This window comes from Staphylococcus schleiferi, assembly GCF_025558325.1.
In the GTDB taxonomy this organism is placed as follows: Bacteria; Bacillota; Bacilli; order Staphylococcales; family Staphylococcaceae; genus Staphylococcus; species Staphylococcus schleiferi.
Window position 1 is genome coordinate 1231869 of record NZ_CP094712.1, and the last position, 11504, is coordinate 1243372.

General features: G+C 35.8%; 11 protein-coding genes. 8 read left to right on the plus strand and 3 right to left on the minus strand.

The genetic code is table 11. The annotated features are described in order from the left end of the window. Positions 1 to 42: 42 nt before the first annotated feature. Positions 43 to 810: a tRNA threonylcarbamoyladenosine dehydratase gene (locus MUA40_RS05750; protein ID WP_262570037.1), complete on the plus strand. Its 768-nt coding sequence runs from the start codon at positions 43 to 45 to the stop codon at positions 808 to 810. A 161-nt stretch (positions 811 to 971) separates the two neighbouring features. Here the strand turns inward: MUA40_RS05750 and MUA40_RS05755 are convergent, their stop codons facing one another. After that, positions 972 to 2252, minus strand: coding sequence for a replication-associated recombination protein A (locus tag MUA40_RS05755; RefSeq protein WP_262570040.1), 1281 nt, complete (start codon positions 2250 to 2252; stop codon positions 972 to 974). A gap of 110 nt (positions 2253 to 2362) precedes the next feature. Between MUA40_RS05755 and cymR the strand changes: the two genes are divergently transcribed. The 3 genes from cymR (at position 2363) to MUA40_RS05770 (ending at position 3915) form a co-directional block, all read left to right on the plus strand. After that, positions 2363 to 2782 carry a cysteine metabolism transcriptional regulator CymR gene (gene cymR, locus MUA40_RS05760; RefSeq protein WP_126496462.1) on the plus strand — a complete coding sequence of 140 codons (420 nt, stop codon included), beginning with the start codon at positions 2363 to 2365 and terminating at the stop codon, positions 2780 to 2782. Positions 2783 to 2823: 41 nt separating this feature from the next. Beyond that, positions 2824 to 3654 (plus strand): aldo/keto reductase, encoded by an 831-nt coding sequence (locus MUA40_RS05765; protein ID WP_016425258.1) that lies wholly within the window; start codon positions 2824 to 2826, stop codon positions 3652 to 3654. A gap of 66 nt (positions 3655 to 3720) precedes the next feature. Further along, positions 3721 to 3915, plus strand: coding sequence for a CsbD family protein (locus MUA40_RS05770; protein ID WP_016425257.1), 195 nt, complete (start codon positions 3721 to 3723; stop codon positions 3913 to 3915). 282 nt (positions 3916 to 4197) lie between these two features. On the opposite strand, the gene MUA40_RS05775 is transcribed toward MUA40_RS05770, so the two are convergent. Further along, positions 4198 to 4659 carry a transposase family protein gene (locus tag MUA40_RS05775; protein ID WP_155976504.1) on the minus strand — a complete coding sequence of 154 codons (462 nt, stop codon included), beginning with the start codon at positions 4657 to 4659 and terminating at the stop codon, positions 4198 to 4200. A gap of 180 nt (positions 4660 to 4839) precedes the next feature. After that, the gene (locus tag MUA40_RS05780; protein WP_016425255.1) at positions 4840 to 5850 is read right to left on the minus strand and encodes an LLM class flavin-dependent oxidoreductase; all 1011 of its coding nucleotides are present in this window, start codon (positions 5848 to 5850) and stop codon (positions 4840 to 4842) included. Positions 5851 to 6057: 207 nt separating this feature from the next. Here MUA40_RS05780 and MUA40_RS05785 point away from each other — a divergent pair, with 207 nt between their 5' ends. From MUA40_RS05785 to recD2, 4 genes are read left to right on the plus strand one after another with little or no spacing between them, the layout of a single operon-like run. Continuing rightward, on the plus strand, positions 6058 to 7206 hold the full coding sequence (locus tag MUA40_RS05785) for a cysteine desulfurase family protein (protein WP_016425254.1): 1149 nt from the start codon (positions 6058 to 6060) through the stop codon (positions 7204 to 7206). After that, positions 7203 to 8315 (plus strand): tRNA 2-thiouridine(34) synthase MnmA, encoded by a 1113-nt coding sequence (mnmA, locus tag MUA40_RS05790; protein ID WP_016425253.1) that lies wholly within the window; start codon positions 7203 to 7205, stop codon positions 8313 to 8315. Before MUA40_RS05785 ends, mnmA begins: the two co-directional genes overlap by 4 nt. Before the next feature lie 11 nt (positions 8316 to 8326). Continuing rightward, positions 8327 to 9001 (plus strand): tetratricopeptide repeat protein, encoded by a 675-nt coding sequence (locus MUA40_RS05795; RefSeq protein WP_262570084.1) that lies wholly within the window; start codon positions 8327 to 8329, stop codon positions 8999 to 9001. A gap of 2 nt (positions 9002 to 9003) precedes the next feature. Continuing rightward, on the plus strand, positions 9004 to 11397 hold the full coding sequence (recD2, locus tag MUA40_RS05800; protein ID WP_262570044.1) for an SF1B family DNA helicase RecD2: 2394 nt from the start codon (positions 9004 to 9006) through the stop codon (positions 11395 to 11397). The last annotated feature ends 107 nt before the right edge of the window (positions 11398 to 11504 follow it).

Sequence of the window (11504 nt, forward strand, 5' to 3'; positions counted from 1 at the left end):
TTTTACATATAAATGTATAACTTAGCTATGAAGGAGATTAATATGAAACATCAATTTTCTCGTAATGAACTTGCAATCGGACAAGAAGGATTAGACAAGTTGAAACAAACAACAGTAGCTGTATTAGGTGTGGGTGGTGTAGGTTCTTTTGCAGCAGAGGCATTAGCACGTACGAACATTGGTCACATTATTTTAATTGATAAAGATGATGTCGATATTACAAATGTGAATCGTCAAATACATGCACTGACAACAACAATTGGGAAAAGTAAAGTTGCTTTGATGGAAGAGCGCATTAAACTGATCAATCCTGATTGTAAAGTCACACCTCTACATATGTTCTATACTGAAGAAACGTATGAACAATTATTTAATGACTATGATATTGATTATATTGTTGATGCAAGTGATACGATTATTTATAAAGTTCATCTTATGGAACAATGTCTAAAGAGAGATATTAAAATTATCTCAAGCATGGGTGCTGCCAATAAAACAGATCCTACACAATTTGAAATTGCTGATATTTCAAAAACACATACAGATCCAATCGCTCGAGTAATAAGAAATAAATTAAAACAAAAAGGCATTAAAAAGGGCATCCCTGTTGTTTTCTCAGGGGAAAGTCCAATCGTGATTCGTGAAGATGTCAAAACAGTGGTAGGCGATGCTCAAGGCAAAAATAGAAAAGCTCAAATGCCACCCTCTTCTAATGCATACGTACCAAGTGTTGTCGGTTTAATATGTGCCAGTTATGTTTGTAACGATATACTGAAATCTATTCCATTACAACGTATTAAAGATCGTTAAGTATAGAAATTGCACACTAAAAAAGTTTTATCCTAAAAAAGAAGCGCTAAGACGATTTTTCATTAAAAATCATCTTAGCGCTATTTTTTTAGGGATGGATGTCCTAGGTGTTTTACAAATAGAATTTATAAATTAATTGTCATTAATAACAAGAGCGCCTTTTACTTTTGATGAAGCTGATTTTGTTGCTTTTTAATATTGTCATAGATTTGTTTAAAATGTTGTTCTGTTTTAGAAGTGTCTTTTGGCTCGTAGTATTCTCGTTTTGCTAATAAATCAGGTAAGTACTGTTGGGCGACAAAACCATTAGAGAAATCATGAGGATATTGATATCCTATTGCGCGTCCAAGAGATTTCGCGCCTTCATAGTGACCGTCTCTTAAGTAATCAGGGATTTGGCCTACATGACCTTTACGGATATCACTAAGTGCAGCATCAATAGATTTGATAGCAGAATTGGATTTTGGTGATAAACAAAGTTCGATAACCGCTTGACTTAAAGGAATTCTAGCCTCGGGAAAACCAAGTCGTTCAGCCACTTCGATTGCTGCGAGTGTACGTTGTCCTGCACCAGGAGAGGCTAAACCAATATCTTCATAACTAATCACTAGTAAACGTCTAGCAATCGTTGGTAAATCTCCAGCTTGAATGAGACGTGCTAAATAATGTAATGCCGCATTGACATCACTTCCGCGTATCGACTTTTGAAAGGCACTCATCACGTCATAATGCATATCACCATCTTTATCACTCAGAAAAGCCCCGCGTTGAAGGCAATCTTCAGCATCTTGAATTGTGATATGTGGCGGTTTCTCACTAGAACTCAGTACGGCAAGCTCTAATGCATTTAAAGCGCTGCGTACATCACCTTGACTCTGAGTAGCAAAATATTCAAAAGCATCGTCGTCCACGACAGGCTCATAGCTCAGTAATCCTCTCTCCTCATCTTCTAACGCATGTGTCAACGCTACTTTGATATCGTCTTTATCAAGAGGATATAATTCGAAAATTTGTGCACGTGAGCGAATCGCAGGATTTATAGCGTGATAAGGATTAGAAGTTGTAGCGCCTATTAATACAATTTTCCCGTTTTCTAAGTGCGGTAATAAAAAATCTTGCTTCGCTTTATCCAATCTATGGATTTCATCTAATAACAAAATGACTTGTCCTGACATTTTTGCTTCTTCAACTATCATTTGCATATCTTTTTTAGTATTAGTTACAGCATTCAGTTGTCTAAATTTAAATGCGGTACTTCCCGCAATAGCTTGAGCAATGCTTGTTTTTCCTATGCCAGGAGGACCATAAAAAATCATAGAAGACAGTCTTTTTGCATTTACCATGCGTCGAATAATCCCTTTATCGCCAACGAGATGCCTTTGTCCTATCACTTCATCTATATTTCTAGGTCTCATTCTCGAAGCTAACGGTTCGGTTAACATCTTTATCCCTCCGTTAAGATTTGTTTTGTACTCTGATTGCATTGGTATTATAATAATATAAATAATGATAAAATCAAACTAAATCGGATTAAATAAGGTGAGGTAAAAATATGAAAATATCGACTAAAGGAAGATATGGTTTAACGTTAATGATTGCCTTAGCAAAGCGTCAAGGGACTGGATGTGTGTCGCTTAAAACAATTGCTGAAGAAAATCATTTAAGTGATTTATATTTAGAACAACTTGTAGGACCTTTGCGAAATGCAGGCTTAATTAGAAGCGTTAGAGGTGCAAAAGGGGGCTATGAGTTAAAAATGCCCGCAAATGAAATTACTGCGGGGGATATCATTCGTTTATTAGAAGGGCCACTGACGATAGTTGAACGAATGGAATCAGAGCCACCTGCACAACAACAACTATGGCTACGTATGAGAAATGCTGTTAAAGAGGTGCTTGATCAAACAACATTGCAATCTTTAGCAGATGATAAAGAAAGAGACGAACTCGAAGGCTATATGTTCTATATTTAAAATACGATTCAATCAACGTTATTCTAAGGAGGCTACAAATTATGGAACAGTTTCAATTAAGAGATGGTAATAATATTGATCAATTGGGCTTTGGGACATATAAATTGAATGGCACTCAAGGTGCACATGCGATAACTGAAGCACTCAAGTTAGGATATCGTGTATTAGACACAGCATATAACTATGAAAATGAAGGTGCCGTTGGTAAAGCAATACAAAATAGTCAAATAGGTAGAAATCAAATTTATGTGACTTCGAAATTACCAGGCCGTTATCAAAAAGATGCAAATGTTTATGAAACCATTCAAGAGTCACTTTATCGTCTTCATTTAGATTACATTGATTTGTATTTAATTCATTGGCCAAATCCAAAGCAAGGCTTATTTGTTGAAGCCTGGAAAGCTATGATTGCAGCACAAAAAGCAGGTTTAATACGTCAAATTGGTGTGTGTAATTTCTTGCCGGAGCATATAGAACAGCTTGAAAAAGAAACAGGCGTATTACCTGTCGTCAACCAAATTGAGCTACATCCTTACTTTAACCAAAAAGAGATGATTCAATTTCATCAGCAAAAAGGTGTTTTGACTCAAGCTTGGAGTCCATTAGGCCGGGATAACGGCGTTATGGAAGAAGCGGTTTTACGACAATTAGCAGAAAAATATGATAAAACACCCGCGCAAATTATTTTAAAATGGCATATTCAAAATGGTGTGATGCCAATACCAAAAGCAACATCGGCTCAACGTCAGCAAGAAAACCTAAATGTCTTTAATTTCTATATTACAGATGAAGACATCCAATTAATTAATCAATTAACTAAAAAAGATGGAAGAAGAAAAGGACAAGATCCAGCTGTTTACGAAGAATTTTAATGACGATGTTTAAATTCCATGATTTGTGGAATAAATAGAGTAGTTATTAATAAAGGAGGCCTTTAAATGTCAAATAGTGAAAATAAATTTGAACAAGCAAAAGGTAACGTTAAAGAAACAGTAGGAAATGTAACAGATAATAAGTCACTTGAAAATGAAGGTAAAGGTGACAAAGCTTCAGGTAAAGCTAAAGAAGCCATTGATAACGTTAAAGAAAAAGCTAAAGACGCTTTAAACAAGTTTACTGGCGACGATAAATAAGAATTTAATTAAACATTATCATATAAATAAGCTTCCAAGGTTTCCCTTGGAAGCTTATTTTTTGTGAAATATTAAGGCTGTACACTTTATATGGTGGTTATGTGTCTATAATAATTAAGTCGCAAACTTCCGATTGCTTCTTCGAGTCTCGCTTTCCCAGGCGCCTTACCTCAACTAATTTTGGCTTTTATTGTAGCTCATAAGAAGCCAAAATGGATTTTCGGTTTCGGCTCTATGCCTCGGGAGTCTCGACTCGGTACGCAATCTATTTAAGCAATTTCACTATTGAAAAGTGGCATTGCTTACTTTATGAATTACACGTTTTACAGAAGATGCAGAAACGTTACAATCACTTGCGATATCAGTTTCTGAGCGAACTTGTGTTGCTTTATCTATAATGGCTTTCTGAACATGGTTTGAGATAAAACAGTTATCCTCAACAACATTTGTTTTAGAAGTAAAAGTCCGACCACAAACCATACATTTAAAACGTTGTTTTAACAGATTTAAATACACTGCTATCTCTTGGAATCTTAAAAAAGTAATTCGCGATAAACGTTTTCCGTGTTTGTGTATTCGGTTTGGATTCGAATGATAACAGTGAGGACAAGTCATAGGCTTGTAAGAAAGGGTACCAAAGATGACGTTAGATTTCTTACCTCTAATAACTACATCTTCTTCAACTTTAGTGATTTTAATATTATTATCTTTAATTTTTAGTAACTTTAATATATCATTACACATAGGCGCAATATGTCTCCTTTATTTTTGGTTTAGTCACTTAAAATGATAGAGGCATTTGCGCTATTTTTGTACAAAAAAGCAGGATGACTTATGTCATCCCACCATAAAAAATGAAGAACCAATATTAAATAGATGTTCCTCTTCAATATTTACAAAAATGATATAAATTGCAGTTAAATCTTATTGTTGATTTCTTTCATCCATTATTTCTTTAAAATACTGATATGAGCGGTGTTGTAGTTTTGTATCATAAATATAACTAACAGCCATAATTTCATCAATTTCTCCATATTGTTCAATAAAAGCATCTAATTGCTGATTAACTGAAGCTTTGTCTCCAATAATAGAATCTTGTAAACGTGCTTTTGCAAGAGCGACTTCACGTGGTGATAAAACATCACCCAAATCGTCTGTTGGGGGTTGCATTTTACGCATACGCCCATTTAAAATGCTTGCAAAAACTTGCGCTTGTGTTGTAGCTAAATATTGTGATTCTTCAAAGGTATCAGCAACAATGACATTTAAAGCAACAATAATATAAGGTTCTTTCAAATAGGCTGAAGGTTGGAAGAGTTCTTTGTATATTGCAAGGGCTTCTTTCATTTGTTGTGGAGCGAAATGCCCTGCGAAAACATAAGGTAAACCTTCTCGAGCAGCTACATGTGCTGAATCGGTAGATGATCCTAAAATATACAGCGGCACATTTTTATTAACAGCGGGAATTGCTTTAACGTAGCCTTGATTAGAGTCGGGTCCAAAATATTTTAATAATTGTTGAACTTCTTCAGGAAATTTATACACACCATCATGCTGATCTCTTCTTAAAGCACTGGCTGTTGCCATATCCGTTCCCGGTGCTCGGCCTAAACCAAGATCGACACGGTCTCCATATATCGTTTTTAGTGTTCCAAATTGTTCGGCAACAATTAATGGCGCATGATTAGGCAACATAATACCGCCTGAACCGATTCTCATGTGCGTCGTTTGGCTTAATGCATGCTGAATAAGTATCGCGGTTGCTGAACTGACTAAATTTGGAGCATTGTGATGTTCTGCAATCCACAAACGTTCATATTCTTGTTGCTCAAGATGCTTAGCAAAATCGACCATTTGCTCAATTGCATCTATATCAGAACTGCCTTCACGTATAGGAACAAGATTTAAGGCAGAGTATTTCATTTGTTTTGTCATATCTAAAACACTCCTTTTCAGAATAGAGTATAACATTTTCTAAATAGTGAACTCATGAAAATTGCTTAATGCTATCGTTGAACTCTCTTATTTGAAAGATTACAATGAAGATAAAACAACGTGAAATCAGTAAAACGACGTACTAGAATTTTTATACCGCAAATGCTAAAATAGGAACATTGATTATGAGAAAGGATTGACGTGATTATGGGCGTTTATGCAGATTATGCTGCAACAACACCTGTTAAACCAGAAGTTGTTGATAAAATGATGACCATCTACCAAACGCATTTTGGTAACCCTTCATCTATTCATTCACAAGGACGTGATGCGAGAAGCTTGCTTGATGCATCTCGACGTACGGTAGCAAACTACTTGAATGCACAACCCAATGAAGTTGTATTTACGAGTGGTGCAACTGAATCCAATAATACAATCATCAAAGGCATCGCTTACGCAAATCAATCAAAGGGCAAACATCTAATTACAACAAAAATCGAGCATCATTCTGTGTTGCACGTTTTTGAGTACCTGGAAGAACAAGGATTCGAAGTTACTTATTTAGATGTAACACCTGAAGGCCTAGTCGATATCGAGCAATTGCGAAACAGTTTGCGAGAGGACACAACGCTTGTGTCGATTATGTTTGTTAATAATGAAGTTGGGACAGTTCAACACGTATATGATATTCAGCAAGTACTGGCGCCTTATGAAGCATACTTTCACATGGATGCTGTACAAGCTGTAGGGCATTTGCCGATTGATGTAGAAGATTTAAAGGTAGATGCGCTCAGTATGACTGCGCATAAGTTTGGGGGCCCAAAAGGCGTCGGTGTACTTTATATTAAAAATGGAACACGTGTTACTTTTTCTCAGTTAGGTGGAGAACAAGAAACAAAAAGAAGAGCTGGAACTGAAAACTTAGCACAAATCGTTGGATTAGCAGAAGCGCTCAAAATTGCGGAATCATCACGTGATGATAACAATGTTCATCTAGCACAATTACGTGAGCAGCTACTTGTCGCGCTGCAAGATCGTGCCATCCCTTTTGAATACAATGGCTCTATGATTGATAGTACGAATCATATTATTAACTTATACTTTCCGTTTATAGATGTAGAAACGTTACTTACTTTGCTAGATCTTGCTGGCATTTATGTATCGTCTGGTTCGGCATGTACCGCAGGATCCACTATACCGTCACATGTGCTGTTAGCAATGTTTGGTGAAAATAGTCCAAGAGTAAATCAATCCGTTCGCATTAGTATCAACGAACAATTGACTGCTAGAGATATGCAATTGATTGCAACTGAAATTCAAAAAATCTATTTAAAATTTAAGGAGGAAAATACGTGACAAATCAAAATACACGTGTAGTAGTTGGGATGTCAGGCGGCGTAGATAGTTCTGTGACTGCCCATTTACTCAAAGAGCAAGGTTACGATGTAATTGGTATTTTTATGAAAAACTGGGATGATACTGATGAGAATGGCGTATGTACTGCCACTGAAGATTATAATGATGTGATTGCTGTATGTAACCAAATCGGTATTCCTTATTATGCTGTCAACTTTGAAAAAGAATATTGGGACAAGGTGTTTACTTATTTCTTAGATGAATATAAAAAAGGACGCACACCTAATCCTGATGTCATGTGTAATAAAGAAATCAAATTCAAAGCATTTTTAGAGCATGCATTAAAGCTTGGCGCTGATTATGTGGCAACAGGACACTATGCGCGCGTAAGAAGAAATGATGACGGTTCAGTAGAAATGCTTAGAGGTGTAGATAATAATAAAGACCAAACTTATTTCTTAAATCAATTAACAAATCAACAATTAGAAAAAGTCATGTTTCCAATTGGTGATATCGATAAGAAAAAAGTACGAGAAATTGCTTTAGAACAAGATTTGGCAACGGCTAAGAAAAAAGATTCTACTGGCATTTGCTTCATTGGTGAACGTAATTTTAAAACATTTTTATCTCAATATTTACCGGCACAACCTGGTGAAATGCAAACTTTAACAGGTGAAAAAAAAGGACAACACACAGGTTTAATGTACTATACAATTGGTCAAAGACACGGACTTGGTATTGGTGGAGACGGAGAGCCTTGGTTTGTAGTAGGTAAAAACTTAGAACAAAATATTTTATATGTTGAACAAGGATTCCACCATGATGCTTTATATAGTGATTATTTAATTGCTTCAGATGTATCCTTTGTCAATCAAGTTGATTTGACAGTGCCTCTTAAATGTACGGCTAAATTTAGATACCGACAACAAGATATTGGCGTGACCGTTACAGCGCATTCAGAAGATGCTATCAAAGTCACATTTGACACACCTGTTCGTGCCATTACACCTGGTCAAGCCGTTGTTCTCTATGACGGAGAAGTTTGTTTAGGTGGGGCAACGATTGACGATGTTTACAAAAATGAAAGACAGCTTGATTACGTTGTATAAGAAAAGGTGACATTATGAACCAAGAAAAAATTCATCAATTAATAAAAGAAGGCAAATATGAGGATGCGTTACAAGCGAGCTTTGATAATATTGAAGCGCATCCAGAAGAAGTAGAAAACTATATCAATTCAGGGATACTACTTGCCGAAGCGGGAGAAGTCGAAAAAGCAGAGCGGTTTTTCCAGAAAGCCATTACGATTAATCCGAATCATGGTGTGATTTACTATAATCTCGCTAATGTATATTTTAATGAAGCGCGATATCAAGAAGCCATTAAATTATATCAACAAGCCATGTCGAACGAATTAAATAATAAAGACACCAATTATATGCTTGGTCGCTCTTTTATTGAATTAGATGCGAAAAAACAAGCATTACCATATTTAATGCGTGCTGCTGAATTAGATACTGAATTTGAAGATATAGAAGTACAATTCCAATTTGGATTATTAATGTGTGAGTTAGAGATGTTTGAGCAAGCTGTGCCAGTTCTAAATCAAATTTTAGAAAAAGACAATCGTCATGCGGATGCGCAATATAATCTCACATTAGCATTATTTATGCTGAATGGTAATGTTGAAGCGGCAATTCAAGGTTTTGAACGTGCAATCACAATGGATGAAAATCATTTGTTAAGTCATCATGCTATTAAAACGTTTCGTGCCATACAAGATAAGGAGGACTAATGATGGATAATCCAACACTGTTTGATCAAACCTATGTAAAAGGGACAGTTGAAATGATATTGTTCCAAAATAACGAAAACTACTATACAGTGCTGAAAGTCGATGTACAAGATTCAAATGGCGACTTCGATGACATGGTCACAGTCGTTGGATATTTTCCAAATATGGTCGAAGATGAAACGTATTTATTTAAAGGAAGCGTTGTCCAACATCCAAAGTATGGTAAACAGTTAAAAGCTGAAACTTTCCAGAAAGAAATTCCACAAACTAAAGATGCGGTAATTGCATATTTATCAAGCGACTTATTCAAAGGTATTGGTAAAAAAACAGCAGAACTGATTGTCGAAACAATCGGAGAAAATGCAATTAATGAAATATTGAAAGATAATCAAGTCATCGAAAAGGTTCCAAAACTTTCTAAAAAGAAGCAAGAACAAATTGTGCAGCAAATTATTACCAATCAAGAAAGTGAACAAGTGATGATACGCCTCAATGAATTAGGATTTGGATCAAAATTAGCGATGGATATTTATAAATTTTATCAACATGAAACGCTTAATGTACTAGATCAAAATCCTTATCAATTGGTTTACGATATCAAGGGAGTTGGTTTTCAAAAAGCGGATCAACTTGCACAGCAATTAGGCATTCATCCGAATCATCCTGATCGTCTAAAAGCCGGGCTATTATTTTTAGTTGAAGAAACTTGTATTAAACAAGGGCATACGTACTTACCACAAGAGGCGCTTATCAATGAGACCATACAACTTCTTTCTAAAAATGAGGGTGAAGACATTCGTTATGAAGCCATTGAAGACATCATGGTTCAATTGACTGAAGAAAAAAAGTTAATAGAAGTTGATCACATGATTGCCATACCAAGTCTATATTATTCTGAAATTAAAAGCACACAAAATTTATTCAGAGTTTATAGTCATAATGAAGCACTGACGCAATTTGAACGTTCAGATATTCAACTGCATATTGGTGAAATCGAAGAGATGAATGAAGTCCATTATGCTACCTCTCAAAAAGAAGCGTTAGAATGTGCAATCAATCATAAAGTTATGTTATTAACTGGTGGTCCGGGAACAGGGAAAACAACGGTTATTAAAGGTATCGTTCAACTTTACTCAGAGATTCATGGTGTGTCTCTTGATTATGATGATTACCATGATAACGACTATCCAATTGTTTTAGCAGCACCAACGGGACGTGCGTCGAAACGATTGCATGAATCAACAGGCTTAGAAGCCATGACGATACATCGTTTAATAGGTTGGAATCAAGAAACGAAGCCGGATGATATTTTGGATAATGAAATTAATGCCAAACTAATTATTATAGATGAGATGTCTATGGTGGATACGTGGTTATTCCATCAATTTATGGCTGCCGTGCCGTTAGATGCACAAATCATTTTCGTTGGGGATGAAGACCAGTTATCATCCGTTGGTCCGGGGCAGGTTTTTAAAGACCTTATCGATTCGAATGTGCTACCTAGAATTAATTTAACTGAAGTATACAGACAACAAGAGGGTTCAAGTATTATAGAACTTGCACACAAAATGAAACTAGGTGAGCCTGTTGATATTACCCAGCGTTTCCATGATCGTTCTTTTATACCCTGTAGTACCGAACAAATTCCTGACGTCGTTGAAAAGGTTGTAAATAATGCAGTACAAAAAGGTTATACGATGGCTGACATTCAAGTTTTAGCACCTATGTATAGAGGGAACGCTGGTATTAAAAGATTAAATCAGATTTTACAATCCATTCTTAATCCAGTTCAAGATAAGTCTAAGCGAGAAATTGTATTTGGTGATGTGATTTATCGTAAAGGCGATAAAGTATTACAACTCATCAACAGACCGAACGACAATGTTTTTAATGGTGACATTGGCATCATTGTCGGCATTTTTTGGGCGAAAGAAAATGCCCTTAACAAAGATGTCGTTGTCGTAGATTATGACGGTAATGAAAACACTTATATGAAATCAGATTTAACAGAACTTACACATGCTTATTGTACCTCTATTCATAAAGCGCAAGGCTCAGAATTTCCGATTGTTCTTATGCCCATCGTCAAACAATATTATCGAATGCTTCAAAAGCCGATTCTTTATACGGGATTGACACGGGCTAAACAATCTCTTGTATTTTTAGGTGATTCAGAAGCTTTCAATATGGGGCTAGCCACAGAAGGTAAGGCACGTTTAACACAATTACATTCATTTTTAACGCAATATTTTAATAATGACACTGAAGAATATAATCAAGACAATCAAGAGGACTTACCAATCGAATTGACCGAAGCAACCATGTTTAAAATCAATCCTATGATTAATATGGGTGAAGTCACACCATACGATTTTCTTGAAATTGACAAAGCTTAATTCTTTTTTATATAATCATATTAAGTTCACGTGCATAGCCGAGTAGGTGTTAATCGACTTTTAAAGAGACGTACTGTTGCTGGAAAAGTACGAGTCGATACATTGAA